The sequence below is a fragment of the Paraburkholderia sp. Cpub6 genome (genome assembly GCF_014201065.1).
GTDB lineage: Bacteria > Pseudomonadota > Gammaproteobacteria > Burkholderiales > Burkholderiaceae > Paraburkholderia > Paraburkholderia tuberum.
The window spans coordinates 726,430-752,742 of sequence record NZ_JACHDM010000001.1 but is presented as its reverse complement, the minus strand read 5'-3'; the positions used below and the strand labels follow the sequence as shown (position 1 = coordinate 752,742).

Here is a 26,313-nt window from a genome sequence, read left to right as displayed (position 1 = left end):
GGTTCAGCCTTCGTCGGGAATGGTGGTTTGCATCAGCGCGGCCTTCAGCCAGTAGCTGCCGTTGGCGACCACCGGCGTTCCGGCCGCGACCCCACTCACGATCTCGGTCATGCCGCTCTCGGCCACGCCGGTATGGACCGTGCGCGGCAGGAAGTGACCCTGACCCGCAGGCACGAACACGACCGTCCGCCCGTTCACGTCCTGTAATGCGGAATCGGGCACCAGCACGGAATCGTGGCCGAGCGGCGCCGCGATGTTTGCCGTGGCGAACAGGTTGGCGCGCAGCAGCCCGCCGGGGTTCGGCACTTCGCAACGCACCATGACCGTGCCCGTATTCGGATCGGCCTGATCGGCGACGTCGATGACGCGTCCGTTGAACGGCTGGTTCGGATAGGCATCGACGTTCACCGCGACTGTCTGACCCGCGTGCACGGCAGCGGCGTCGTGTTCCGGCACGCTGACTTGCAGCCACACGGTCGACAGATCCGTCACCGTGACGAGCGACTGCGACGTATCGACGATGTTGCCGGCGGCCGTACTCACTGCCGTGACGACACCGTCGAACGGCGCGACCACGGCGCCGAGCGAGTCGCGCGGACTCAAGGCGGCAAGGGTGCGCATGTCGCCCTTTGCCTTCGCGCCGGCATCGATCGGCATCAATCGTTGTGTCATGCCGCGCCATTTCTGCAGATCCGCTTGCCGGGAGCGCAGCGTGGCATCGGCATTGGCCGCCATCGCGCGACGGCGCTCGAGTTCGCTTTGCGCAATGCCGCCGGCGTCGACCAACTCTGTGCCGCGCGCGAGCGCAGCGTGTGCCGCGTCGGCTGCGGCCGTCGCATCGGCGAGCGCGGCTTGCGCGCTGGCGAGCTGGCTGCGCACATCGGAGAGATCGAACTCGTCGAGCACGGCAAGTCGCTGCCCCGCACGCACGTGCTCGCCAACCGCGACGTCGACGGCCTCGATCCGACCTCTGGAGGGGGAACTCAGTTGTGCGAGCTGTTTGCCGTTGAAGGCGATCACGCCCGGCGCGGTGATGGTCCGCACGCCTGGGCGAAGCGCCGCGTCGGCGATTTGCAGATGCAGGTTCGAGAGCGCCTCGGGCGCCAGGTCGACGGCGCTGGAAACGGTAGGCGTACTGCTCGCTGCCGCTGAGGTGGCAGATTCGGCCGCTACGGGTTCGGCCGCTGCCCGCGTGTTCCGCGAATGAATCGCGAAGGCGCCGCACAGAACGATCAAGCCGGCCCCGGCGACGGACGCATACAGGCGTCTCTGGTAGTTGGTTTTCAATGAGTCCCTCGCAGAATCGAATTGACCTGACACGCTCGAAGAGCGAGGACTCAATGTCCTCGATCGCCTGGTGTCAATTATCGAAATCTGCGGCTGATACACACATTGCGGCTAAATGTCATTTTTGACATTGAGGCTGGCGACGTGCGCGAGGTAGAAGAGGAGAACGGGCTGCGGCGCGGCGCGCCGCGCTTTAGACGAAAGCCGGAAAATACAGCGTAAACACCGTGCTGCCTGCGCGGCTCAGCACTTCGACCTTGCCTCGGTGCGATTCCATGATCGCTTTGACGATCGCAAGACCGAGGCCGGTATTCTTCGCCGATCCCTCGCGGGCAGCATTGACGCGATAAAAGCGTTCGAAGATCTTATCGATATGTTCGGGCGGAATGCTCTCGCCGTTATTCATGACCTGCACGGCCACATACTCTCCCGAGCGGAACGCTCGCAGCGCGACTTCTGACGCGGTCCCGGCATGCTCCAGCGCATTGGATAGCAGATTGCTGACGGCGCGCCTGAACAGCGTCGGATCGGCTCGCACTTGCACGGGCCCATCAATGAAGAACCGAACGCTCTTATTCTCCGCGACGGCATCGAAAAATGCGGTGAGTTTGGCGAATTCGCTTTGACAGTCGAGCGACCCTAGCTTGAGTTGCTGTCTGGCATGATCCGCCCTCGCGAGAAACAGCATGGTCTCGATCATGCGCTGCAGTCGCTCGCACTCCTCGATATTCGAATCGATGAGCGTCTCGTACTCTTCAATCGTGCGCGGCCTGGACAGCGTGATTTGCGAGGAGCTGATGATATTCGCCAGCGGCGTGCGCATGTCGTGCGCCAGATCCGACGAGAACTGCGAGAGGCGCGTGAAGGCGCGCTCGAGCCGGTCGAGCATGCGATTGACCGGGACAGCTATGTCGTGAAGCTCGACGGGGCCGCCGCCGATCTGCAGACGATTGTCCAGATTGTGTGCCTCGATGCTGGAAATGCGAGCACCGATCGTTTTCACAGGCGCGAGACCCCGTTTCGCGATCGCATAACCGAGTGAGCCCATCAGCAGCGAACCGCCGACGAGCACGAGCAATAGATCCTCCTGAAAAGCGCGCAGCACCGAGCGCCGTACATGAGCCGCGTGCGCGAGAACGATCTGGATCGTCTCCCCGGACGACAGCTTTTCTCGCCCCACAACGCAGCGGGCAGGCCCGACGACCGGCGGATTGCAGGTGAACGGACCAGACTCGGCGTCTTTGCCGAGCCCGGATGCCAGACGCTGCCCGCGTCCCCCGGTGTACACCAACAGTTCACCACCCCCGCCGGATATCGCGAAAGACACCGCGGGATGTGAAAGCAGCGCCTCCTTAAATACCGCACCGTTTTGCGCGACCGATACCGCGCTGCCCAGTGTGCGAGCCTGCTCCATGAACTCCTGAAGCTTCACGGCAATTTCGCTGTCGTCGCGGCGTCGCAGTTCCAGTGAGAGCGTATGGTAGAGAAGGCCGCCGGCGAGCGACAGCACCAGGATGGCAAGAATCGAAAACGCGAGCGCGAGCCGCTTCAGCAGTGAATACGGCGCGCCGGCCCCAATCATGCCCTGTCCTCCAGCACGTAGCCCATGCCGCGAACCGTATGCAGCAGCTTGTTTTCGAACGGGCTGTCGATCTTCGTGCGCAGACGCTTGACCGCGACGTCCACGATATTGGTGTCGCTGTCGAAGTTGATATCCCACACGTGGGAAGTCACGAAAGCCCGGGTCAGCACTTCGCCCTGGCGCTCGGCGAGCAACTTCAACAGTGCAAACTCCTGAGCCGTCAATTCGATGCGCACATTGCCGCGCCGCACGCGCCGCCTGACCAGATCGACCTCCATGTCGGAGACACACAAAACAGTGACCGACGACTGCGCCGGCCTTCGCAGCAGCGCACGGACCCGCGCCAGCAGTTCGGCGTAGGCGAACGGTTTGGACAGGTAGTCGTCCGCACCGGACTCGAGCCCGACGACTTTGTCCTGGACCGTGTCGCGAGCCGTCAACAGCAGTACCGGCGTATGTTTTTTCTCCCGGATGCGCTTGAGGACTTCGAGCCCGTCGAGTTCGGGCAGCATCACGTCAAGCAGAATCAGATCGTAGTCTTCACTAAGCGCAAGGAAGAGGCCCTCCTTGCCATCAAGGGCGGTATCCGCCTGGAAGCTCGCTTCCATGAGCCCCTTGCGGAGATAGGTAGCCATTTTCGGCTCGTCCTCGATAATGAGTATTCGCATGGTGCTGCAACCTGTCGTTCAATTAGCGCGATTCGAAAAAGATCCGGCGGCATCGTGCGCCCAACTCACGCGGTCCGCTCGGACTGCAGATGAAAGCGAATCTGCGTGAGCGATTCGCATACCTGCCACAAACGCTGGGCGGTCAATTCATCCGTGGCCTGCGTCGCGACACTCGCTTCGCCGATTCTGCGCCCCCGTGCCTCGAGGAAACCTTGCGGCCCGTAATAGCCGCCGTCATCGACGTCGGGCGACGTCGTCGCGTAGAGCGTCGGCAGCGCGCCGGCGGATTCGCTGTTCAGCGCGACGCCGATGACCCGGCCAGCGAGGCTGCGAGCAGCACGTGACAGCGCGGAACGATCGCCGGAACGAAACAGATTGGTGTTCGCGACCCCGGGGTGGGCGGCTACAGACATGACTCGGGAATTCGCCGCGCGCAGTCGACGGTCGAGCTCAAAGGCGAACATCAAATTCGCCAGCTTCGACTGGCGATATGACTGCATCGGCGAATAATGCTTCTCCGACTGCAGATCGTCGAAATCAATTCTCCCCTGCTTGTGCGCGATGGAAGCAATCGTCACGATGCGTGGCCGGTCAGGCGATTCAGCCGCGGCAAGTTCAAGAGCGGGCATGAGCAGCGCCGTGAGTGCGTAATGGCCAAGCATATTGGTGCCGAACTGCAGCTCGAAGCCGTCGGTGGTCTCAAGACGTTTCGGCGGCGCCATAACGCCGGCATTGTTCACCAGAATATCAATGCGGCGTTGCTCCGCGAGTTCTTTCTGCGCGAACGAGCGGACGGACGCGAGGGAAGCAAGGTCGAGAATCGCCAGTTCCGCGCTTGCTCCGGGAACTTCGGCTTTCAGGCGGGCGAGAGCTTTTTCTGCGCGTCGTTTATCGCGGCATGCCAGGATGACCCGTGCCCCTTTGCGCACCAGCGTCAGCGCGGCGTGATAGCCGATACCGCTATTCGCTCCCGTGATGAGCACTCGCTTGCCGGTCAGCGGCGCAATGTCGTCGGTGGTCCACCGTGTGTGCATGTTGGTCCGGGGCGGCGTGAAGATTGAATACGTGAGTCGAGACTATCACGTCGGCGATCCGAGAGCGTATCCGGCGGCAATCATGCCGCGAGCCGCCCAGCATGGAGACTCGAGCCAATACCAATTGCTCTTCGCGTACTGCATCGATTGCTGTTTGCTCGGCGAGTCAGTCTCGAGTGGACTGGAATGATCCCGGTTGTCATTATCGGAATTCGGTCGTTAACACGACATGGCTGCTGGATGACGTTTCGGTCATTTCAGAGCGTCACTGGAAGACCGACGAGCGACCGCGGCGCGCCCATGAAAGAGGCGCGCCACCTGGCAATTAGCCGTACAACGAACGAGCGGCCAGTTGCCGTCAAACGCCGCGTGGTGCGGCAAGAAAACGGCGGCGCATCGGCTTGAGAACCGCAATCGCGAGCGATGCGGTAACGATGTCAAGCGTGATCGCCGCGCCGAACACCGGCAGCCAGCTACCCGCGTGCTGGTGCATCAACGCCGCGAGCGGGCCGCCCAGGATCGAACCGATGCCCTGCGAAATGTAGAGCCAGCCATAGTTTTCCGTGGCATGCCGCGTGCCGAACGTGTCCGTCAGCGTCGCCGGGAACAGCGAGAAGATTTCGCCCCAGCCGAAGAACACCACGCCCGAGAGCAACACGAACAGCACCGCGTTATCGCGCGTGAACAGCCACAGCGCCATCGCGACGCCTTCCAGGGCGAACGCGAAGAACATCGTGTTTTCGCGGCCGACTTTGTCGGACACCCAGCCGAACAGCGGTCGCGTCAGCCCGTTCGTGAAGCGGTCGATCGTCAACGCAAGCGGAAGCGCCGCCATGCCGAACACGAGCACTTTGGTCACGCCGAAATCGGTGGCGAAGGTGGCCATTTGCGACGTGACCATCAGACCGGAGGTCGACATCATCGTCATCATGGCGAACATCAGCCAGAAGATCGGCGTCCTGAGCGTCTGTGACGGGCGCAGATTCGCCACCGGCGAACCGGCGTCATTCACATTCGCGCCGGCGGCACCGTGCGCGGGCGGCACACGCAAGCCCTGCGATGCCAGCAGCCCCACCACCGCGAACGCGATGCCGAACATCCACAGCGTCGCCTCGACACCGCGCGCCTGCAACGACGCCGCGATCGGAAACGTCGTGACGATCGCGCCCATGCCATAGCCGGCGGCGACAGCGCCCGCCGCGAAGCCTCGCTGCGCGGGGAACCAGCGCACCATCAGCCCGACAACGCCAACATATACGATGCCCGTGCCAAGGCCGCCGATCACGCCATACGTCAGATAGAGCATCGGCGCACTCTGGACCTGCGATGCGAACACCCAGCTCAGGCCGGACATCACCGTGCCGAACGAGATCAGCGTGCGCGGACCGAAGCGGTCGATCAGCTTGCCTTGAAACGGCGAAAAGAACGTCTGCAGAATGATCAGCAGCGAGAACGTCACCTGCAGTTCAGGCAATGCGATGCCCAGTTTCGCGGCGAGCGGTTTGGTCATCAACGTCCAGACGTATTGCGGACTCGAGATCGCCATCATGCAGACGAGACCCAGCCCAAGTTGAATCCAGCGGGTATGCGTGGCGAGCGTCGAGACATTCTCGATATGCGGCGACATCGGTTGCAAGCGTGTACTCATGGTGTTCTCCGATTCCTGAGCGCATGCCAGCCGGCATGCGCGAGACGTGCGCAGTCCTCCGGGCCTGAACGGCCGGAACGGCCGGAACGGCAAGTCGTTTGGGTAAAAGCGCGCGGTGTCTACCAGCCCGCAGCGGCCCCGTCACTGCGCGGATCGTAGCCCGCTTCGATTAACCCATCAGGGTGCCGAACGATTGCGCCGGCATGCCCCATCGCTTCATCGTAAGGCGCCATCATCTCGACCTCGTGCCCGAACGCGCTGAGCGTTGCTGCCGTGTGCGCGGCAAAGCGTGGCTCGAGCTTGAGCGTGTCGGTCGATTGGCCCCATGTGCGGCCGAGCAGCCAGCGAGGCGCGTCGATCGCCGCCTGCGGATTCCAGCCGAAATTCGCGATCCGTGAAAACACGGCGCTTTGCGATTGGGGTTGTCCGTCTCCGCCCATGTTGCCGTACACCATCGTGCGGCCGTCGGCAAAGCGCGCCAGCGCCGGATTGAGTGTATGAAATGGTCTGCGCCGCGGCATCAGCGGATTGAGCGCGTGCTCGTCGAGCGAGAAACTGCAGCCGCGGTTCTGCCAGTTGATGCCGGAGCCCGGCAGGACGATGCCGCTGCCGAACTCGTGATAAATGCTCTGGATGAAGCTGACCGCAACGCCTTCGCTATCCGTCACGCCTAGCCATACGGTGTCGCCCGGTCCGCGACCGGCCGGCCAGGGCGCGGCTCGCGTCGGCGCGACGCGCGCGGCCATCGCGTCGAGTGCGGCCGGTTCGAGCAGCGTGGCGGGATCGACCGTCATGTGATCGGGATCGGTGACGTGCGCGTCGCGAATCGCGAAAGCCAGCTTGGTTGCCTCGACGCACGCGTGGACGAACTCGGGCCCGAGCGGATCCATGTCCTTCGTCAGCACGCGGTCGAGAATGCCGAGAATCAGCAGCGACACGAGACCCTGTGTCGGCGGCGGCATGTTGTAGATCGTGCCGAGCGAGTGCTGCAGTGCGAGCGGCTTGCGCCAGCGCGCCTCGTGCCGTTCGAGATCGGCAAGCGCCAGCAGCGAGCCGGCGGATTGAAGATCGCTCGCGATGCTGCGCGCGAGGTCGCCGCGATAGAAGTCGTCGAGACCGGCTTCGGCGAGGCGCTCCAAGGTTACGGCGAGACGTGGCGCGACAAAGCGCTCGCCCGCTGCAGGCGCGCGGCCGTCATGGAGAAAGGTGTCCGCGAAACCGGCGATAGGACTCAGTTCGGCGCGTCGGCTGTCGACACATTGTGCCTGGCTGCGCGTGACGGGCACGCCGGACTTCGCGTAGTAAATGGCGTCTTCGAGCAGACGCTTGACGGGCAGCTTGCCGCCGAGCGCGTCCGTCGACCAGCGGTGCGCGAGCTGCCAGCCAGACACGGTGCCCGCGACGGTGTTCGCGGCCAGCGGGCCGCGTGTCGGAATCGTCGTATATCCGCGGGAGCGGTACGCGTCGATCGTCGCAGCGAGCGCGGCCGCGCCGCAGGCCTCGATGCCCACCGGCTCCGCGCCGGGGCGAGAGATTAGCCAGAAGCCGTCGCCGCCAATGCTGTTCATGTGCGGATAGACGACTGCAATAGTCGCGGCAGCGGCAATCATGGCTTCGACGGCGTTGCCGCCGTCCCGCATGATGGCCAACGCGCTCTGCGCCGCGAGCGCATTCGGCGCGACGGCCATGCCCCGCGCGCCGCGTGCTGGATTCAGAAAACTAGATGACATATTGGACGGGGCTTTTGCTTGTATACATACCCGTCACTTATGCGAGAAGCATGCCAGCATGCGAGTCGACGGCTCATGCGCGCCAGAGCAGGGTTACGCGCGACCCGGTGCTCACGACGATGTCGCTATTTGGTGCCGCGCAGCCTGGGTGGTGCATAGGGGACCGCATTCGGCCCCATTGCAGTGCGTGCGCGTTGCAGGCGCTCCTCGGTCAAGGTGCGCACTTCAGCGCGGCTACCCTCGATATGGCGTGCGATCAACGCAATGCTACGATCCGTTTCGCGACGACGGATCGCATCGAGGATCGCCACATGTTCGTCGTAGGTTTCGTCGATGCAGTCGCCATACACGAGATCGAGCCGCCGCACGACCCGGATGCGATCGGTCACGCGCCGCATCGCATTGGTCAGCTCGGCGTTATCGGCGGCCTGCACGAGGGCGTGATGAAATGCTTCGTCGAGCGCGACCATCTCGCGGCCGTCACGCCGACGATGAGCAGGTGGAATCTTCCAGACTTGTTCGAGCCGACCGAGCATCCGTGCGACGCCTTCGCAGAGCCCCCCTTCGGCACCCGCAAGCTTCGCGACCGCAAAGGTTTCGATCAGCTTGCGCATTTCATACAGGTCTTCGAAGCGCTTGAAATCGACCGGCACGACTTCCCAGCCGCCGCGCACATAACCGCGCATCAGGCCGTCGCTTTGCAGGCGCTGCAAGGCCTCGCGCGCGGGCGTGCGGGACACGCCGAAGCGCTCGGCGATGCTGCCTTCCGTCACGCGGTCGCCGGGCAGCAGGCGCATATCGAAGATATCCTCGCGTACGCTGACATAGACATGATCAGCCCGCGAGGGGGAAATGCCGGTTATGTCGTTCACGCTTGGAACCTGAGTTGGCGAGTGTCGGGACTGAGATTATTGTCCGACCCGAACGCGCCATGTCAACACGCGATGAAAAAACCGGCATCGCGCGGACATCAGCCGCGAGCGAAATACGCCTTTACAGCCGACAGAAACGTATCGATGTCCGCGCGCGAGACGTCCTTATGTGTCGCAAAACGCGACGCATACAGCATCTGCGTGAGAATGCCCCGTTCCTTGAGCCACGCTTCGAGCGGAGCGCAATGTTCTTGCGGAAACTGCGCGAACACCATGTTGGTCGCGTGTGACTGTACCGTCACCTGATCGATCCGCGCGAGACCGTCGGCAAGAAGTTGGGCGTTGGCGTGATCGTCCGCGAGCCGCTCGACGTTGTGATCCAGCGCGTACAGACACGCCGCCGCCAGCACGCCCGACTGCCGCATGCCGCCGCCCAGCACTTTGCGCCAGCGATGCGCTGCGCCGATCAGCGCCTGGCTGCCGAGCAACACCGAGCCGACCGGCGCGCCTAGTCCTTTGGAGAAGCAGATCGACACCGAATCGAAGGGCGCGCACAGCGCCGCCAGCGATTGGCCCGAAGCCACCGCGGCGTTGAACACGCGTGCCCCGTCGAGGTGCGTCGCGAGCCCGCGCTGACGAACGAATTCGACCGCACGCGCCACATAGTCCGCGGGCAGCACTTTGCCTCCAATCGTGTTCTCTAGCGCGAACAGACGCGTGCGCGCGAAATGATCGTCGATCGGCTTGATGGCGGCCGCAATCTTATCGAGCGGCAAGGTGCCGTCAACGGCATTTTCCAGCGGCTGCGGCTGAATGCTGCCGAGCACCGCCGCGCCACCCCCTTCGTATTTATAGGTGTGCGCCAGTTGGCCGACGATGTATTCGTCGCCACGCGCGCAATGCGCCATCAAGGCCGCAAGATTGCATTGCGTTCCAGTCGGAAAGAACAGGCCGGCTTCCTTGCCGGCGCGTTCGGCGATCACGGCCTGTAGACGCAGGACAGTCGGATCGTCGCCCCACACATCGTCGCCCAACTCGGCGGTTGACATCGCGGCGAGCATCGGCAGGTCCGGACGGGTCACGGTATCGCTGCGCAAATCGATCATGTGCTGCTCCTCAGAGTGGCGGGCGCATCGCGCCTGCAGCGCGGACGACCTGGATTGAATTGAAAATCGTGCTATGCCGCCCTGCGCTCACGAGTAGCTGCTGGTGAGCGAAAGCGCCGGGTTGCGCGCAGTTGCATCGCGCTGCTGTGGGCCCGCCGATTTCAGATCCGAACCGCGCTCGGCATCGACGGAAAATAGATTGACCGCGCCAAGCAGAGTCTGCGCTTGCCTGTTCAAAGCGTCCGCGGCAGCACCCGATTGCTGGACCAGCGCAACATTCTGTTGCGTGCCATGCTCCAGGCTCGCGATCATCTCCCGGACTTGGCCGATATGAAGCGTCTGTTGCTGACACGCGTCGTGGATTTCGCTCATGATGCCCGTGACGCGCGCCGACGAATCAACGACCGCGGAGATCGTCGAGCCCGCGGCATCAACCTGGGTGGCGCCGTCTTTCACGCGAGCGTCGCTCGCCACGATCAGTTGCCGGACCTCCTTCGCCGCTTCTGCGCTACGTTGCGCGAGCAGCCTGACCTCGCCGGCCACCACGGCAAAACCGCGTCCCTGGCTACCGGCACGCGCGGCCTCGACAGCCGCATTCAGCGCGAGGATGTTGGTCTGGAACGCGATCCCGTCGATGACCGAAATGATCTCCGCGATGCGCGCCGACGACGCTCTTATCCCATGCATCGTCTCCACCACCCGGCCGACCGCCATGCCGCCTTCCCCAGCCGTATCCGAGGCGTGCCTGGCAAGCTCGTCCGCGTGTCCCGCGTTCGCAGCGTTGGTGGCCACGCTCGCGTCGAATTCCTTGAGTGCGCCGGTGGCCTGCTCGAGCGCGCTGGCCTGGAGCTCGGTGCGCGCGCCAAGATCGGCATTGCCGGCGGCAATCGCGTGACTCATGTCGGCGACTGCATCGGCGCCATCGCGCACCTGTCCCACGATGTCCGCGAGCGCTTCTCTCATCCGCACGACAGTCGCCATCACGCTACCCGTATCGCCGGTGCGCAAGTCGGCGCACTGGGAAAGATCGCCGCGCCGGATCGCATCGGCGAACGCGATCAGCTCACGCGGCTCGGCGCCGAGCGACCGGCCTATGTTGCGCACGACAAGCACCGCAACGCCAAGACCGATCACGCACGCAAGCCCGGTCAGCGCGAGCATCATCAAGCGGAAATCGACGCTTATCTGGCGTGCCTCGGCGCCGCCCCGCCGGTTCAGTGCTTCCTGAAAGTCGATCAACTGGTTGATTGCCGCGAGCCACTCGACCAGCGCGGGGCGCGCTTGCTGGAGCAGCACGGTGCGTGCCCCTTCGGTGTCGCCGGAGGTTTGCCGCGCAATCACCTCGTCGATAAACGGCGTGGCCTTGTTGCCCGCCTCGATCACGCGCGAATAGATAGCGCGCTCGGCTGCGGTGATGTCGGTGCGCTGCGCGTAGACGGCGGCAAGCGGCTTTGCCGCCTTGTCATAATCCGCCGCGAGTTGCTGGATATGCGCGACGACGGCCGGCAGTTCATCATGCGATACGAGAGTGACATCGCGCACGGCGATTGACCGGTCATGGACGCTACCGCGAAAGTTGATGGCGTAGCGTTCTTTGACGCCGTTCACGTCGATGATCTGATCGAGTCGTTGCCGCACCGACTCGACGCGCGTGATGGCGATGACTGTCAGCGCAACGAGAGCGACGAGGACAATGCCAAAGCCGGCAACCAACTGGGTGTGGACACGCAAACCCGCCGTAGTCCTCATGGATTCACCTTTTTCGTCAGAGATGCATTATTTGTTGCGCGTGTCTCGGCTGTTTCGAAGACGGCGGCCGCGGACAGCGTGCAATGACTCGCGGCCTGACATATCGGCCGAAACGCCACCAGGATGCGCAATGGCATTGTGCCGAGGCGCAGGCCGTTCGGGAAATTGGTTTGCCTCATGGCGACGATTGCGAACAGTTATGACGCAGCCGCCATGCGCAAGCCAAATACAGCTCGAACGGGCGACGGCGCGGACACAATGAGCAGCCCCCAGGGCGCCTGCGCGGCAATGCAGCCCAATTTCGCAGGATTATATCGTCGCTTGACGATTTGCGCTGGAGACGACACAGACGGTCGCAGCGATAACACCGGCGAACCGCCCTGCGCCGACGCGCAATGCGCTATAGCGCAGGCAGCAGGCTCGGCAGGCTCGTCAGGAAGGCGCGCACGTGCATGGCAATCACCGCTTCGGCGGGCGTGCTGTTTTCGTTTGAATAGATGCGGCGGCGAATCGCCAGATGAGACACGGCGCCATGTAACAGCCAACCCACTTCGCCCAGTTGAGCCGGGTCGACAGGCATGCGTAGACCCAGTTCATGCGCGGTCTCAGTGACGATGATTTCGAGCGCATGGCTGACGATCGCGTTCGTATAGGCCGGCGCCGTGTGCAGGCCCTCGAGCGACGAGTAAAGGAAAAGCCTCAGCCAGCGGCGCGTCAGGAGTGTGTCATAGTATTCGCGATAAAAGCGGTTGAGTCGGCTTTCAATCGGCACACTTCGGTCTTGCAACTGAACAAACCAGATTGCGTCGAAGATTCCGACGACTTCCCGCTTGTAGACTTCGTCAATCAAAGCGGCCTTGCTCGGGAACAGGCTATATAACAAGCGTTGCGATACGCCGCAGGCTTCCGCGATGGCGCGGGTCTGCGCGCCCAGACCATGCTCCGCGAAATACTCCGCGGCCTTCTCCAGCACGCGCGCCTGACGCTCTGCGCGCGGCAAACGCTGCGGCGCTTTTTTCATCGGCCGCTTGAGCGCGACGCGCTCGGCGCCGGTTCCACGGTTCGGCTTCTCGATAGTCCCTTTGTTCTTCATAACTCCCTGCGCTGTCGGATTATCGCCGATGTCATCACATGACGATTTACATTTTGATAAAAGTATACACGCAGGCAGCATGATTGGAAGTCGGCGTGGCGGCGCCCATATTGGCCTGCCCAGCCAATGGCGGGCCGCCAGGAACGCTCTCTTTAGCAAGCCTGAAGCACGTTGATGACGCGGCTCACGAGCAACGGGCGCGTATTGTGTCCATATTCGGCCATATGCGTTGAGGCCCCATGCGCCCTCAACGCTTCAGCGCTCTGCCAGCGCTCGATGACAGCGAACGTATCTTTGCCGAGCGGTGTCTGAAGCGTCCCGAACTCCGGTACGTCGATGACGGCCTCGTAGCTGATGCACCCCTCTTCGGCCAACACCGCTGGACGGTTCTGGTTGAAAAGTGCCAACACGGCTTCGCGTTGACCGGGCTGGGCAGTGATTGTGGCAATGACATGGATCATCTGGGTACTTCTCCTTTCTTGTTTCGGCGCCGATCGCCGCATGAAATCATAGCCGCGTTTACGTACGCCTGCCGATCGGTTCTCATCAAAGTTCAGAGCGCAACGCTCCTGCCTATTTGAACATGACAACGGCGTAATGAAGAGGTCAGCCTCGCGTCACCCCATCTGCGGACAATACAGGTTACTCGCCGTTGCGGCGGTGGCGCGGCGACACCCGAGGCTCCATTCATCGCGTGTGAAGCTGACTATATTTAACTTGACAGGTAATTCACCATGAAGACTCTGATCTATGCAGCGTTGGTTGCCAACGCACTCGTCGTCCCCGCAGTCTCTTTTGCACAGGAATCCACTGCCCCGCTGACGCGTGCCGAAGTGCGCGCGGACCTCGTGCAAATGGAACAGGCGGGGTATCGCCCGGGCCTCAAGGATCTGCACTATCCCACCGATGTTCAGGCTGCGGAGGCACGTATTCATGCGCAGGATGCCACGACGCCGAGCAGCACGGCAGTCGGCGGAGTGTCGATGAACGGCTCCTCGCAGTCGGGTGCGCCGTCGGCGACCGCAGGGACTCACTCGATCTACTTTGGTCACTGATGGTGCCGATCGGCACTGAATCCGGCCCCGGGTCCGGGGCCGCGTCGCGTGGCTTGCGCAACGGCTACCAGCGGTCGTTGGACGCACCGCGCTCGTCTGTTTTGTCACGGCCTTAGCGAAGCCCGATTTGAACCCCGCGTTGCCGCGGCTCAACGCTTTGACGGCACGCTGTCAGCATTCCTCTTCACATCTTCATGCGCATGTCATTCGTGACGAGAACCCTTGATGGCCTCTCAAACAATTGGTAATAAAAATCCTTAACGCTTTAGTCTTCGCTGGAAATCACGCTAGTTCGCCTCCGTCCGAATCTTGCCGAGCATCACTCCATCCAGCATGGACAAGGTTTTCCTGATATGCGCAGGTAGAAAGAAATTGACTCGCCCGGCATTCAAACGTTGCCGGAATGCTATTTCTCCGTCTGCAGGAATCCAGAGCGTTGTGTACATTCGCACTCTGGTTGCGTTTGGGAACACCCAACATAGGTCACAAAGCAATCATCCTCGTTGCGAACATCTTCCTGCGCCAGATCTTTGCAAGATGCTCTTGCGTTTCCCCCACTCCCTGGAATTCTCATGCTCGGTCTAGTTCGTATCGCGCTCCGACGACCTTACACTTTCGTCGTCCTGGCAATCTTCATCCTCATCATCGGGCCACTGTCGGCGATGAAGACGCCCACCGACATTTTCCCCGATATCAGAATCCCGGTGATCAGCGTGGTGTGGCAATACACGGGGCTGCCGCCCGACCAGATGGTCGGCCGGATCACATCGCCGTTCGAACGCACGCTGACTACCACCGTGAACGATGTCGAACACATCGAGGCAGAATCGGTCGCTGGTTTCGGGATCATCAAGATCTTCTTCCAGCCGGGCGTGAATATCAGCACGGCGAACGCGCAAGTGACCGCGGTCGCGCAAACTCAGTTGCGGCAGTTGCCCGCGGGCACTACGCCGCCGCTGATCCTCAATTACAACGCGTCGACCGTGCCAATCATCCAGTTGGCGCTATCGGGCAAGGGATTGTCCGAGCAGAGGCTGGGCGACCTCGGTCTGAATGCGGTGCGTCCCGTTCTGACGACTGTCGCCGGTGCGTCGGTTCCCTACCCGTTCGGCGGCAAGACGCGCCAGGTGCAGATCGACATTGATCCTGCGGCACTGCAGGCGCGCGGTTTGTCCGCACAGGACGTCGCCAATGCGCTGGCGGGTCAGAACCTGATCACGCCGGTCGGCACGGAAAAGATCGGCGACTACGAATACACGCTGCAACTCAACAATGCGCCCTCGGAAATCAAGGCCCTGGGCGATCTACCGGTCAAAGCCGCCAATGGCACGACGGTCACTATCCGTGACATTGCGAATGTTCGCGACGGCAGTCCGCCGCAAACCAATATCGTCCATGTGAACGGCCGGCGCTCGGTGCTGATGTCGGTACTCAAGAACGGCTCGGTTTCGACGCTCGGGATCATCTCCGGCATCAAGCAGCAAATCGCCAACGGGAAAGCGTCGTGGCCCGATAACCTGAATGTCGAACCGATCGGCGACCAGTCGATCTTCGTGCGCGCAGCCATCACCGGTGTGGCACGTGAAGGCGTGATCGCGGCCGTGCTCACCAGCCTGATGATTCTGCTGTTCCTCGGCAGCTGGCGTTCGACGATCATCATCGCAACCTCGATCCCACTGGCCATTCTCGGCTCGATCGCCGCGCTCTCCGCACTAGGCGAAACCTTGAACATCATGACGCTCGGCGGTCTTGCGTTAGCGGTGGGGATTCTTGTCGACGATGCGACCGTGACGATCGAGAACATCAACTGGCACCTCGAGCACGGCAAGGAGGTGGAGACCGCTATCCTCGATGGCGCCGCGCAGATCGTCACACCCGCGTTCGTTTCCCTGCTGTGCATCTGCATCGTGTTCGTGCCGATGTTCTTCCTGAACGGCGTGGCGCGCTTCCTGTTCGTGCCGATGGCGGAGGCCGTCATTTTCGCGATGATCTCGTCGTTCATCCTCTCGAGAACCCTCGTGCCGACAATGGCCAAATACCTGCTGAAACCGCATGCGCAGGGTGAGCACGCCGATGAGACGCGACGTCCGGGTCCGCTCGGACGCTTCCAGCGCGGCTTCGAAGCACGCTTTGAAAAGGTGCGTGGCGTGTATCGCGGGTTACTCGAACTCGCGCTGAACCATCGGCGTCCGTTCGTCGGTTGCTTCCTCGGCTTCGTCGCGCTCTCGTTCGCCCTCGCGCCCTTGCTCGGCCGCGACTTCTTCCCGGCGGTCGATGCCGGGCAGATCCTGATGCATGTGCGTGCACCAGTCGGGGTTCGCGTCGAAAAGACCGCGCAGATATTCGCGAATGTCGAAGGCGCGATCCGCCAGATCATCCCGCCGTCCGACCTCGGCACGGTGGTCGACAATATGGGTCTGCCGGTCAGCGGCATCAATACCGCTTACAACAACACCGGGACGGTCGGTTCGCAGGACGGCGACATCCAGATTGCGCTGAACGAAGGGCATCGTCCGACCGACGGGTATGTCCGCATGATGCGTGAAAGATTGCCGCGTGAATTCCCGGGGGTCACGTTCTCTTTCCCACCGGCGGACATCATCGGCCAGATCCTTAACTTCGGCTCGCCGGCGCCGATCGACCTGCAGATCCGCGGCAACAACCTGAACGCCGACTACGCGTATGCAGACCGTTTGCTGCGCGCGGTACGCGACGTGCCCGGCGTGGTCGATGCACGGATCGCGCAGTCGCACGGCAATCCCACCTTCAACGTCGATGTCGACCGCACGCGTGCACAGTTGCTCGGCATCACCGAGCGCGATGTGACGAACAGCATGGTGGTGAATCTCGCAGGTTCGAGCCAGGTGGCGCCCACGTACTGGCTGAACAACGCGAACGGCGTGTCGTATCCGATCGTGATGCAAACGCCGCAATACCGTCTCGATTCACTGGCAGCATTGCAAAATCTGCCGATCACCGCCAGCGGCGGAGGCACCGCCCAGATCCTCGGCGGTCTGGCAACGGTCGAGCGCTCCACTAGCAACGAAGTCGTCAGCCAATACAACATCCAGCCCATGGTCGAGATCTTCGCGACCACCCAGGACCGCGATCTCGGCGCGGTGTCGGCCGATATCCAGCGCATCGTGCACCAGAACGCCAGCACGCTGCCGAAGGGCTCGAGCGTCGCGCTGCTGGGTCAGGTGCAGACGATGAACAGCGCCTTTGCCGGCATGTTGTTCGGCCTGCTTGGCGCAGTGGTGCTGATCTATCTGCTGATCGTCGTCAATTTCCAGTCGTGGGCCGATCCGCTCGTGATTGTGAGCGCATTGCCGGCGGCGTTGGCGGGTATCGTCTGGATGCTGTTCGCGACGCACACGACGCTCTCCGTACCCGCACTCACTGGCGCGATCATGTGCATGGGGGTGGCGACCGCCAATTCGATTCTGGTCGTCAGCTTCTGCCGCGAACGTCTTGCCGTCCATGGCGATCCGTTCAAGGCGGCGCTCGAAGCGGGCTTTACGCGCTTTCGCCCGGTGCTCATGACCGCGCTATCCATGATCATCGGCATGGCGCCGATGGCGCTCGCCCTCGGCGAAGGCGGTGAGCAAAACGCGCCGCTCGGCCGCGCCGTGATCGGCGGTTTGATGTTTGCCACCACGGCTTCGCTGTTCCTGGTCCCCGTCATCTTCTGTATCGTTCACGCGCGCCCCGGGCGCGCGGCGACCCCAGCACCCGTCCCGGGAGGTTCTGCCTATGTCGTCTGAATCCGCTTTTCCCACTAACACGTCATCGCGCCGTCCGCTTCGGGTTGCGGGCGTGATCGGCCTGCTGGTCGCCTTAGGCATCGTCGTTGGCGGTGTCGCGCTGCGAGCCGTCGACGCCCGCAAGCTGAAAACCTGGACGGAGGCTCAGGCCGTACCGACAGTCAATCTGATCCAGCCCATGCGCGATCCCAACGGCCCTTCACTGCAACTGCCCGGCCGGCTCGAAGCGTTTACACGGGCGCCGATTTTCGCGCAGGTCAGCGGCTACCTGAAATCATGGAACGTCGATATTGGCGCGCCGGTCAAGGCGGGTCAGGTGCTCGCCGAAATCGAAACACCCGAGCTTGATCAGCAGCTCCTTCAGGCACGCGCCGATCTGCAGAGTGCGCAGGCGAATGCCGTCGTAGCGGGTACGACGGCGAAGCGCTGGGAGGCGCTAAGAGGCACCGATTCCGTGGCCCAGCAGGACGTCGATCAGCACGCTGCCGATTACACCGCGAAGGAGGCGATCGTGGCGGCCGCGAAGGCCAACGTCGATCGCCTCGTCGCGACGAAGGCCTTCGCGCGGATCGTCGCGCCGTTCGACGGCGTGGTGACCGCGCGCGACACCGACGTTGGCGCGCTGGTGAACGCCGGTAGCGGCGGCGTCGGCCAGGAGCTGTTCGCGGTCTCCGAGGTCAAGCAGTTGCGTGTGTATGTTCAGGTACCGCAGAACTACGCTCCGGCGATCCACGATGGCACGACCGCGATCTTGACCGTTCCCGAGTACGCCGACCAGCAGTTCACCGCGCGCGTGATAGCAGCGGCAGACTCCGTCAATTCGAGTTCGGGAACGACGCTCGTGCAGTTGCTGGTCGACAATGCCAATGGCAAGCTGCTGCCGGGCGGTTTCGCCAGCCTGAAATTCACGTTGCCCGCGTCGGCCGATTCACTTCGGGTGCCGGCCAGCGCGCTCGTGTTCGATAGCCGCGGCGTCGTAGTCGCCACGCTCGGTGCGAACGGTCACGTGCTGTTCAAGCAGGTGAAGATCGACCGTGATCTGGGCGATTCGGTGGAGATCGGCTCGGGACTCGCCGCCAGCGATCGCGTGATCGATACCCCGCCCGATGGACTCGCCGACGGCGACGGCGTGCAGGTTGCGCCGGCCACTGACAGGAAGGCGGCCGCACATGGTTAAGCCTGGACGGGTCGCGCTTTTAACGGGCGTTCTGGCGCTCTCCGCGTGCTCGCTCGCGCCGCAATATCAGGTGCCTTCGGCGCCGGTAGCAGCACAATACAAAACCGTTGGTCCCTGGACGGCCGCTCAGCCCGCCGACCGGATAGATCGTAACGGCTGGTGGAAAATATATGGCGACGCGCAACTCGACGATCTCGAAGCGCGTCTGCTGGCCAACAACACCGATCTGCGCGCCGCGTACGCGCACTATGCGCAAGCGCAGGCTTTCGTCGCGCAGGTCGCGTCGGGACTGTATCCGACCATCAGCGCAAGCGCGGTGCCGCAGCGCGTTCGCCAGTCCGATAACCGGCCGTTGCGCGTGGGCGGGCCGAACGACTACAACTCCGTCACGCTCCGCGCCGAAGTCAATTACGACCTCGACCTGTGGGGCCGCGTGCGTGACTCCGTGGTGGCCGGCAAGGATGAGGCTCAGGCGACCAAAGCCGATCTGGCTTCGGTGAAACTGGCCCTGCAAGTGGCACTCGCGGACAATTACATCGGTTTGCGGGGCCTCGACCAGCAGACCGAGCTGCTGAACGAGACGGTCATGGCGTATGCGAAAGCGCTGCAACTCACGCAGACGCTGCATGACAGCGGCATCGTGGCGGGCCTCGACGTTTCGCGGGCTCAAACACAATTGTCGTCGGCGAAGTCCCAGTTGTCGCAGAATCTCGCGCAACGAGCGCTCATCGAACACGCGATTGCCGTGCTGGTCGGCACGTCCGCGTCCGAATTCAGCCTGCCGCAGCAGACTGCCGCCATCGCGTTGCCGGCGATTCCGACCGGCCTGCCCTCGACGCTGTTGCAACGTCGCCCCGACGTCGCAGCAGCGGAACGCCGGGTTGCCGAGGCCAACGCAAAGATTGGTGTCGCGCGCGCGGCCTATTTCCCGGACATCACGCTGAGCTTGCAGGGTGGCGTGCAAAGCGCCGCCTATGCTGGACTGGTTAGCGCGCCCAATCTGTTCTGGGCGATTGGCCCGCAGCTCGTGCAATACGTCTTCGACGGCGGTTACCGTCGTGCGCAGCTCGACGCCGCGAAGGCGGCAACCGAGGAAGCCGGAGACCGCTATCGCAGCGTGGTTCTGTCGGCATTCCAGCAGGTCGAGGACAACCTTTCGCTGCTGTCGTATCTCGGCACCGCGCTTGGCGACCAAAAGGATGCCGCGAATGCCGCGCAATACTCGGTCGATCTGGCGCTGCACCAATATCGCCAGGGCACTGTAGGTTATCTCGATGTCGTGCAGGCGCAGACCGTCGCACTCGAAGCACGACGCAGCGTGCTCGATATCCAGACACGCCAGCTAAGTGCCAACGTGCAACTGCTGCATGCACTGGGCGGCGGATGGTCGAGCGATGAACTCGCCCAAGTGGCTGCCACGCCGGCACTGGTCGCGACAACGATGGCACACGGCGCATATTGAAGGTCTGCACAGGGCGCAACCGGGAGGGCGGCAGATCGAACAGATTCTTCATTGACGAGGTGTTGACGGGCATCGCAAGTGGACGCCATTCGTCGCCGATGCGCACCGAGGGTGATCGCCATGCTGAAGCTGGCGGTCTCGACACTGCTTCATGTCGTGACGGCCCACAGGTTGCCGTCGGTGTCGCAGCGCAAGCCACCCGGCGCGCCGTGCTCGCCGCGGTCGACAAAGATGCGGCCGTTGACGAGGCGCCGGCCATCCTCGACGTCGTCCACCCGGATGCGTGTTGGCGCGGATTCGGACTCGACCATGTAGAGGCGGCTTTCATCCGGCGAGAAACAAAGGCCGTTCGGATTGGCGATGTCGCCAGCGACGAACTCTGCTTCGCCGGGGCGGCCGTCAGTCGTTCTTCAGGACATACGCTGCGAACGCCTGCGCGTAGTCCGGATGCCAGCGCGACAGCGCCGGGCGATTCTCCACAATGTCTCCCGCAGCCCAAAGGATGCGTCGCTCGTCGAGGGAGCGAGGCACATCGTTGTCGGGGCACAGAATGTATCGCCCGCATCCAGTCGCTCAAGCATGAAATCGACAGTCTGCTCGGGCGTCCAGGCAGCGGCCGGTTTCTCGGTACGACCTCGAGCGGCAAGCTCCGTGAACACAAAGCCTGGGATCAGCAAATGCGCGCTGATCCGGCAGCCCGGCGTATTGCGCAACTCGTGCTGCAGTGCTTCGGTAAACGCCTTCAGGCCGGCCTTGGAGATGTTATAAGCCGGGTCGCCGGGCGGCGTCGTGATGCCCTGCTTCGAACCGGTATTAATGACGAGGCCCGGGCGTCCGCGCGCGATCATCGCGGGCACGAAGGTCTGAGTGCCACAAATGACACCCCATAGATTGACGTCGAGCACCCGCTCCCAGTTAGCCGCCGCCCCGAACATGACGCTACCTGGTTGAATCCCCGCATTGTTCATGAGGATATCCGTGCCGCCGAAGCGATCCCGAACGGCTGCTTCGAGGCGGATCTCTCAGTCCATTGGGCAAAACGGCACTGGCGACAGAAACACCGATTCCTGATGGACGAGATACGGCAGGATGCGCGGCGTGAAAGCTTGCCAGCGTGGATCGGCTGCGAGTTTCGCGCGCTGCGCTGCCCGATGCGCGTAGTCCTCGTAGCCCCAGCAAAACACGATCGAGTTCAACGTGCCTGAGTCCTTCGTCCAGCAACCCTTGAGCCGGGCGTACTGACCGATGATGCCGAGCCCTTCGCGCTCGTAGATGTCCAGGAACTCGCCTGTCTTTCCCGCCGTAATCTGATAGGTACGCATTTCTACCAGCATGATTCCCTCTGTTTCGATCGGTACTCTTTCACAGCACACCGCCGTCAGACCGCGTGGCTTTCGACATGCGCCTTCAGCGCGCTGAAGAACTCGTCGAGATTCTTGCTCGCGGCGGACTGGATCAGGCGCGAGCCCACGCTCATCAGCTTCCCGCCAATTTCGACGTCAGCGTCGTACGCCAGCACGGTCGTATTGCCTTGCGCTTCAAGTTGCAGGCGCGCCGTGACTTTGGCAAAGCCCAGCGCACCCGCACTGCCCATACCGGCAATCGTATAGGCCCTGGGCGGATCGAGATCCGACAATCATCGGCGCGAGGCTTTGTCCTCCGGCGATCAGCTTGGCGTCAAAACCGTGAAGAGCAAGAAGCGACAGCGCGTCGTCGAGTGTGTGCGGCCGGTGATACGAAAACGCGGTGGGCTTCATACGCGTTGCGCCTGCGCCCTCAGGCTGCGATTCCGGGCGAAGACCGGCAACCCGCGACAGCCCCCGCCCGCCGGTAACCGAGGCAATCGACGTCGGCCATTCCCGATTCGCTTGACGCTGCTCATGAGTCGCTCCAGCCGCGTGCGCGGCGCTGTTCACCCCGTGGGATAGCTACCGCTTCAGCCATCGCATTGGCAACGAGGATATCGCCGATAAATTAGATCGTCAATTGACGACTAAATGTCCCATTGAGAGGATCATGGTCAGTCTAATGCGCAGGCAGTCCGTGTATGACGGTGCCACTATGATGTTTTGCGGTTTTTTCAAATATGTCTTCGCGTGACGACTTATGATTTGATAGAGTACATCGTCCGCCGGCATGAACCGGTGTCGCCATGCTCCCGGTTTTAGCCCGTGCACTATCTCAGTGCCATCGCGAAGCGAGCGCCTCATCTATGACTGCAGGCATTGGCACTCCCCGCGCCAGGGCGTTTGCGGGTCTTTCACTCAACCCGTTTCGGTTCTCCGCTCATGTCTTTGTCAAGCCGTCAATCGGTCATCATCGCGTTGATCGTCGCCAGTGCCTATTTCATGGAGAACCTGGACGCCACGGTGATTGCGACAGCGCTGCCCCACATGGCCGCCACGTTCGGCGTCACGCCCGTGAGGCTGAGCATCGGCATGACCGCCTATCTGCTCGCGCTCGCGGTTTTCATCCCCATCAGCGGCTGGGTGGCGGATCGCTTTGGGCAACGCTCCGTGTTCGGTAGCGCCATCGTCGTGTTCACCGGCGCGTCGATACTTTGCGGGCTCAGCAACGGTCTCGTCGAATTCACGGTCGCGCGGATCCTGCAGGGACTCGGCGGCGCAATGATGGTGCCGGTAGGCCGGCTCGCAGTGCTGCGCAGCACGGACAGGCGTCACCTGATGCGCTCGATCGCCTACATTACCTGGCCCGGGTTGGCCGCACCGGTGTTGGGTCCAGCGTTGGGCGGCTTTATCTCCACCTATTTCAGCTGGCGCTGGATCTTTCTGCTGAACGTACCGATCGGCCTGCTGGGCCTGGCGCTAACCGCCACGTTCATTCCGAACCACCGCGAATCCAGCCGCCGTCCGTTCGATGTGCCCGGATTCGTGCTTAGCGGAGTCGCGCTAACCTGCCTCATGTACGGCATGGAACTCGTCGGGCAACTGCATGGCGACTGGCACATCGCGGCCGCGGCGCTGACCGGTGGCGTGCTCGCCGCAGCCTTCGCGGTACGGCATTTCCGGCGTGCCGAACATCCGCTGATCGATCTTGCGCCGTGGCGAATCCCGACCTTTCGCGCGACCCTCGATGGCGGTTCGTTGTATGTGGTCTCGGTCAGCGTTTCGCCCTTCCTGTTGCCGCTGTTGTTCCAGCTCGGTTTCGGGCTCAACGCGTTCGCCGCCGGCTTGCTCGTGCTCGCTTACGCGGCCGGCAATCTGGCCATGAAGACCGTCACCACGCCCATCCTCAAGCGCTTTGGTTTTCGCAAGGTAATGATCGTCAATGGCCTGCTCACTGCCGCCACCATCGCGCTGTGCGCCCTGCTCTCGCCGGACACGCCGCGCGCGCTGATCATGCTAGTGCTGCTGGTCGGCGGCCTATGTCGATCGATGCAGTTCACCAGCATCAACACGCTCGCATTCGCGGACGTGCCGCCGGCGCGGATGAGTTCGGCGAGCACGTTTTTCAGCATGGTCCAGCAGATGACCATCGGCCTCGGCATCGCATTCGGTGCGATCGCGCTGCATGCTGCAGTCCTGATACATGGCGGCCACGCGCAGTTGTCGCTTGCTGATTTCCGGGTCGCGTTTCTGCTTGTCGCGGTGCTGGTACTGATCTCCGTGCTGTACTTTATCGGCCTCGAACCGGACGCCGGCTGCGAGGTTAGCGGCCATACGGGAGCCGCATCGCGGTAGTGCGGAAATTGTATCGAGCGCGTGAATGGCGACTGGCCCAAATTAAACAGAGAGAGAGTCCGTGCAGAATAACCCGGGTACGCCAATTACGAGTTCACAAGCCGCCTCGCCCCACGCGGCGCCAGTAGCGGACAGCTCAGTCGCTCGCAGCGCCTCGCAACAGGCGCTGATCCTTGCGGGCGTTTGTATCGCGGTACTAGTGCTGCCGCTGAATTTCGGCGGTGCGGCGGTGTCGGCGCCGACTATCGGCGCCGCGTTGGGAGGCAGTCCAGTGGCAATCAACTGGATCCTGAACGCGTTCATGCTGAGCTTCGGCAGCAGTCTGATGGTCGCCGGAGCGCTCGCGGATCTGCTCGGACGAAAACGTGTATTCGCCGTCGGGGTAGCGCTCTTTGCAGCGACATCACTCGGGATCTCGGCCGCGCCGAGCCTCGTGTGGGTCGACTTTCTGCGCGCGCTGCAGGGCATTGCGGCCGCGTTGGTGCTGGCTGGATCATCGGCAGCGCTTGCCCAGGAGTTCGACGGGCATGGCCGCGCTCGCGCGTTCAGCATGCTCGGCACGACTTTCGGCGTGGGCCTGGCGCTGGGTCCGCTTCTCGCCGGGTTTCTTACGCAAACATTCGGCTGGCGCTCGTTCTTCCTGGCGGATGCGGCAATCGGCTTGACGGGCTTTGCGCTCGGCGTTCCAAAACTGAGAGAATCCTATGATCCGCACGCCAATGGTCTCGATTGGCCTGGCGCCATCAGCTTTACCGCGGCACTGACCCTGTTCACCTTCGGCCTGCTGCAAGGGCCGGAGAGCGGCTGGAGCAGTCCCCTCATCGTTTCACTGTTCGTGGGTGCCGCGGTCATGGCGATCGCCTTCGTCTGGATCGAAGGTCGTGTTACCCGGCCCATGCTCGATCTGTCGTTGTTTCGCTATTCGCGCTTCGTCGGTGTGCAGGTACTCCCGCTTGCGACCGCATTCTGCTACGTCACGTTGCTGCTTGTCTTGCCGACGCGATTCATCGGCATCGAAGGACATACCGCGATCGGCGCGGGCTTGATGATGGTTTCGCTTTCGGCGCCGATGCTGATCGTGCCGCTCACCGCTGCGCATCTCACGCGCTGGATGTCGGCCGGCGTCATCTCAGCGATCGGGCTCGTCATTGCGGCCATCGGCATGCTCTGGTTCAGTGGTATCGCACTTGATGCGTCAGCTACTGTCCTTGCAATTCCGCTGGTCGTGATCGGTGTCGGTGCGGGGCTGCCGTGGGGACTGATGGACGGCTTGTCAGTCAGCGTTGTTCCAAAGGAACGCGCCGGCATGGCGACGGGTATCTTCAGCACGACGCGCGTGGCGGGCGAAGGCATGACCCTCGCGGTGGCTAGCGCGATATTGGCGGTGCTCACCCGCTTGCGACTAGCCGACGCACTCGCGGGATCTCCCGGCGCGTCGGCTCATGCCGTCACAGAAGCCGCCCAGCGCGTGGCCACCGGCGATCTGGCACATGCCACGGTGCTTCTGCCCACACTCGGGCCGCCTGTACTCGTGCATGCGTACGACGGCGCGTTCCGGGTACTGCTCCATATGCTGGTGGCAATCACGCTCGCCTCCGCGATCATGGTGCTTGGGTTCCTTGGCCGCACACCATCCGCGGCGAGCCCAGACGATGCCAGCCCGGCGCTTTCCGGAGGCGAAGGGATCGCCGACCGGTGAGACGCGCGCGGCTGCATTGGAGAAGACGCGGGTTTCCGCAGCGAAGGCTTCCACGGAGGAAGCCACAGGTAAGGATTCAACCACGACTGATGACTGAATACTGAGCGACGCATTACCGATCCGGCTCTTTGACATTGAATCTTTATTCATGTCAATTCAGTCAATGGATTCTTCCACAGCAATAAAAATTGAAAAAATGAAAAACGAATTTCTACCAATCTAGCGCATTAGATTACCAATTAGAATACTGGACTCTACTGTCAATTTCAGCAAGACAGTTTTCCAATTTTTTGACGTTCACGACGTATTTTTGCGGGCGAACGCGACGATCCGGTCCCGCCTTACGCGATCTATCGCCGAACTCTAGCCCCGCTATTTACGGACTGTTTTCGAAGAAGAGCAGTGTCGAGAACTTGCTCAGGCTCCCTTCCTGGAGATCCTGCAACCCGATCTTTGTCATGCCTTTTTTGCAGTACTCCTAGGTTAAGCCAATTCAGCCATACCACATAACTTAATCACCGATGCTTTCATTTTTATCATCCTCTTTTTAGCCTTGAAAGAAACTGGCCTCCTATTGCAGAAATAGAGAAAATAGATTGGCGCTATGAAAAGCCCAATCATAGGATGTGCCTGGTTTCCTCCTGTCCTGAACTGGGATCACAACGTGAAATTACGCACGACACAAA

General features: G+C 62.3%; 21 protein-coding genes and 1 pseudogene. 7 read left to right on the top strand and 15 right to left on the bottom strand.

The window, feature by feature from the left end:
* Nucleotides 1-3: 3 nt before the first annotated feature.
* The 9 genes from HDG33_RS03290 to HDG33_RS03250 form a co-directional block, all read right to left on the bottom strand.
* Nucleotides 4-1,287, bottom strand: coding sequence for an efflux RND transporter periplasmic adaptor subunit (locus HDG33_RS03290; RefSeq protein WP_184022564.1), 1,284 nt, complete (start codon nucleotides 1,285-1,287; stop codon nucleotides 4-6).
* Nucleotides 1,288-1,480: 193 nt separating this feature from the next.
* Entirely contained in the window at nucleotides 1,481-2,869 is a 1,389-nt protein-coding gene (locus tag HDG33_RS03285) for a heavy metal sensor histidine kinase (protein ID WP_184022833.1), read from the bottom strand.
* Nucleotides 2,866-3,537 carry a heavy metal response regulator transcription factor gene (locus HDG33_RS03280; RefSeq protein WP_184022562.1) on the bottom strand — a complete coding sequence of 224 codons (672 nt, stop codon included), beginning with the start codon at nucleotides 3,535-3,537 and terminating at the stop codon, nucleotides 2,866-2,868. The genes HDG33_RS03285 and HDG33_RS03280 overlap by 4 nt, the downstream gene beginning before the upstream one ends.
* Nucleotides 3,538-3,602: 65 nt before the next feature.
* Nucleotides 3,603-4,571: an oxidoreductase gene (locus HDG33_RS03275; RefSeq protein ID WP_184022560.1), complete on the bottom strand. Its 969-nt coding sequence runs from the start codon at nucleotides 4,569-4,571 to the stop codon at nucleotides 3,603-3,605.
* A 358-nt stretch (nucleotides 4,572-4,929) separates the two neighbouring features.
* Nucleotides 4,930-6,219, bottom strand: coding sequence for an oxalate/formate MFS antiporter (gene oxlT, locus HDG33_RS03270; protein WP_184022558.1), 1,290 nt, complete (start codon nucleotides 6,217-6,219; stop codon nucleotides 4,930-4,932).
* Nucleotides 6,220-6,338: 119 nt separating this feature from the next.
* On the bottom strand, nucleotides 6,339-7,907 hold the full coding sequence (locus HDG33_RS03265) for a gamma-glutamyltransferase family protein (RefSeq protein WP_311548131.1): 1,569 nt from the start codon (nucleotides 7,905-7,907) through the stop codon (nucleotides 6,339-6,341).
* 167 nt (nucleotides 7,908-8,074) lie between these two features.
* A complete protein-coding gene (locus HDG33_RS03260; RefSeq protein ID WP_184022553.1) occupies nucleotides 8,075-8,821 on the bottom strand; it encodes a GntR family transcriptional regulator in 747 nt (248 codons plus the stop codon).
* A gap of 98 nt (nucleotides 8,822-8,919) precedes the next feature.
* A complete protein-coding gene (ltaE, locus tag HDG33_RS03255; protein ID WP_184022551.1) occupies nucleotides 8,920-9,927 on the bottom strand; it encodes a low-specificity L-threonine aldolase in 1,008 nt (335 codons plus the stop codon).
* Between the two features lie 87 nt (nucleotides 9,928-10,014).
* The gene (locus HDG33_RS03250) at nucleotides 10,015-11,598 is read right to left on the bottom strand and encodes a methyl-accepting chemotaxis protein (RefSeq protein WP_260330315.1); all 1,584 of its coding nucleotides are present in this window, start codon (nucleotides 11,596-11,598) and stop codon (nucleotides 10,015-10,017) included.
* Here HDG33_RS03250 and HDG33_RS37135 point away from each other — a divergent pair.
* Nucleotides 11,485-11,763, top strand: a complete 279-nt coding sequence (locus HDG33_RS37135) for a hypothetical protein (protein ID WP_260330321.1) — start codon at nucleotides 11,485-11,487, stop codon at nucleotides 11,761-11,763. The genes HDG33_RS03250 and HDG33_RS37135 overlap by 114 nt on opposite strands.
* A 313-nt stretch (nucleotides 11,764-12,076) precedes the next feature.
* On the opposite strand, the gene HDG33_RS03245 is transcribed toward HDG33_RS37135, so the two are convergent.
* Nucleotides 12,077-12,697: a TetR/AcrR family transcriptional regulator gene (locus HDG33_RS03245; protein WP_260330296.1), complete on the bottom strand. Its 621-nt coding sequence runs from the start codon at nucleotides 12,695-12,697 to the stop codon at nucleotides 12,077-12,079.
* 224 nt (nucleotides 12,698-12,921) lie between these two features.
* Nucleotides 12,922-13,230 (bottom strand): putative quinol monooxygenase, encoded by a 309-nt coding sequence (locus HDG33_RS03240; protein WP_184011341.1) that lies wholly within the window; start codon nucleotides 13,228-13,230, stop codon nucleotides 12,922-12,924.
* Between the two features lie 273 nt (nucleotides 13,231-13,503).
* Between HDG33_RS03240 and HDG33_RS03235 the strand changes: the two genes are divergently transcribed.
* The 4 genes from HDG33_RS03235 (at nucleotide 13,504) to HDG33_RS03220 (ending at nucleotide 20,227) form a co-directional block, all read left to right on the top strand.
* Nucleotides 13,504-13,824, top strand: coding sequence for a DUF4148 domain-containing protein (locus tag HDG33_RS03235; protein ID WP_184022547.1), 321 nt, complete (start codon nucleotides 13,504-13,506; stop codon nucleotides 13,822-13,824).
* Nucleotides 13,825-14,396: 572 nt separating this feature from the next.
* Entirely contained in the window at nucleotides 14,397-17,588 is a 3,192-nt protein-coding gene (locus tag HDG33_RS03230) for an efflux RND transporter permease subunit (protein WP_184022545.1), read from the top strand.
* Nucleotides 17,578-18,765, top strand: a complete 1,188-nt coding sequence (locus HDG33_RS03225) for an efflux RND transporter periplasmic adaptor subunit (RefSeq protein WP_184022543.1) — start codon at nucleotides 17,578-17,580, stop codon at nucleotides 18,763-18,765. The genes HDG33_RS03230 and HDG33_RS03225 overlap by 11 nt, the downstream gene beginning before the upstream one ends.
* Nucleotides 18,758-20,227 (top strand): efflux transporter outer membrane subunit, encoded by a 1,470-nt coding sequence (locus HDG33_RS03220; protein ID WP_184022541.1) that lies wholly within the window; start codon nucleotides 18,758-18,760, stop codon nucleotides 20,225-20,227. Before HDG33_RS03225 ends, HDG33_RS03220 begins: the two co-directional genes overlap by 8 nt.
* Nucleotides 20,228-20,376: 149 nt before the next feature.
* Here HDG33_RS03220 and HDG33_RS03215 read toward each other — a convergent pair.
* The 4 genes and pseudogenes from HDG33_RS03215 to HDG33_RS03200 form a co-directional block, all read right to left on the bottom strand.
* Nucleotides 20,377-20,604, bottom strand: a pseudogene (locus HDG33_RS03215) (SMP-30/gluconolactonase/LRE family protein); the annotation flags it as partial.
* Nucleotides 20,605-20,637: 33 nt separating this feature from the next.
* Complete coding sequence (locus HDG33_RS03210; protein ID WP_260330295.1) at nucleotides 20,638-21,195, bottom strand: SDR family oxidoreductase; 558 nt, start codon at nucleotides 21,193-21,195, stop codon at nucleotides 20,638-20,640.
* 54 nt (nucleotides 21,196-21,249) lie between these two features.
* A complete protein-coding gene (locus tag HDG33_RS03205) occupies nucleotides 21,250-21,561 on the bottom strand; it encodes an NIPSNAP family protein (RefSeq protein ID WP_184022539.1) in 312 nt (103 codons plus the stop codon).
* Nucleotides 21,562-21,605: 44 nt separating this feature from the next.
* Nucleotides 21,606-21,863, bottom strand: coding sequence for an SRPBCC domain-containing protein (locus HDG33_RS03200; protein ID WP_311548126.1), 258 nt, complete (start codon nucleotides 21,861-21,863; stop codon nucleotides 21,606-21,608).
* Between the two features lie 652 nt (nucleotides 21,864-22,515).
* Between HDG33_RS03200 and HDG33_RS03190 the strand changes: the two genes are divergently transcribed.
* Together HDG33_RS03190 and HDG33_RS03185 are read left to right on the top strand one after the other, a co-directional pair.
* Entirely contained in the window at nucleotides 22,516-23,928 is a 1,413-nt protein-coding gene (locus tag HDG33_RS03190) for a DHA2 family efflux MFS transporter permease subunit (RefSeq protein ID WP_184022537.1), read from the top strand.
* A gap of 166 nt (nucleotides 23,929-24,094) precedes the next feature.
* Nucleotides 24,095-25,627 carry an MFS transporter gene (locus HDG33_RS03185; RefSeq protein ID WP_184022831.1) on the top strand — a complete coding sequence of 511 codons (1,533 nt, stop codon included), beginning with the start codon at nucleotides 24,095-24,097 and terminating at the stop codon, nucleotides 25,625-25,627.
* Nucleotides 25,628-26,313: the final 686 nt, after the last annotated feature.

Excerpts from the sequence above, each read along its gene's own strand:
- HDG33_RS03285 (WP_184022833.1), bottom strand. The coding sequence starts at position 2,869 with ATGATTGGGGCCGGCGCGCCGTATTCACTGCTGAAGCGGCTCGCGCTC.
- HDG33_RS03280 (WP_184022562.1), bottom strand. The coding sequence starts at position 3,537 with ATGCGAATACTCATTATCGAGGACGAGCCGAAAATGGCTACCTATCTC.
- HDG33_RS03275 (WP_184022560.1), bottom strand. The coding sequence starts at position 4,571 with ATGCACACACGGTGGACCACCGACGACATTGCGCCGCTGACCGGCAAG.
- oxlT (WP_184022558.1), bottom strand. The coding sequence starts at position 6,219 with ATGAGTACACGCTTGCAACCGATGTCGCCGCATATCGAGAATGTCTCG.
- HDG33_RS03265 (WP_311548131.1), bottom strand. The coding sequence starts at position 7,907 with ATGGCCGTCGCGCCGAATGCGCTCGCGGCGCAGAGCGCGTTGGCCATC.
- ltaE (WP_184022551.1), bottom strand. The coding sequence starts at position 9,927 with ATGATCGATTTGCGCAGCGATACCGTGACCCGTCCGGACCTGCCGATG.
- HDG33_RS37135 (WP_260330321.1), top strand. The coding sequence starts at position 11,485 with ATGGACGCTACCGCGAAAGTTGATGGCGTAGCGTTCTTTGACGCCGTT.
- HDG33_RS03245 (WP_260330296.1), bottom strand. The coding sequence starts at position 12,697 with ATGAAAAAAGCGCCGCAGCGTTTGCCGCGCGCAGAGCGTCAGGCGCGC.
- HDG33_RS03240 (WP_184011341.1), bottom strand. The coding sequence starts at position 13,230 with ATGATCCATGTCATTGCCACAATCACTGCCCAGCCCGGTCAACGCGAA.
- HDG33_RS03235 (WP_184022547.1), top strand. The coding sequence starts at position 13,504 with ATGAAGACTCTGATCTATGCAGCGTTGGTTGCCAACGCACTCGTCGTC.
- HDG33_RS03230 (WP_184022545.1), top strand. The coding sequence starts at position 14,397 with ATGCTCGGTCTAGTTCGTATCGCGCTCCGACGACCTTACACTTTCGTC.
- HDG33_RS03225 (WP_184022543.1), top strand. The coding sequence starts at position 17,578 with ATGTCGTCTGAATCCGCTTTTCCCACTAACACGTCATCGCGCCGTCCG.
- HDG33_RS03220 (WP_184022541.1), top strand. The coding sequence starts at position 18,758 with ATGGTTAAGCCTGGACGGGTCGCGCTTTTAACGGGCGTTCTGGCGCTC.
- HDG33_RS03210 (WP_260330295.1), bottom strand. The coding sequence starts at position 21,195 with ATGAACAATGCGGGGATTCAACCAGGTAGCGTCATGTTCGGGGCGGCG.
- HDG33_RS03205 (WP_184022539.1), bottom strand. The coding sequence starts at position 21,561 with ATGCTGGTAGAAATGCGTACCTATCAGATTACGGCGGGAAAGACAGGC.
- HDG33_RS03190 (WP_184022537.1), top strand. The coding sequence starts at position 22,516 with ATGTCTTTGTCAAGCCGTCAATCGGTCATCATCGCGTTGATCGTCGCC.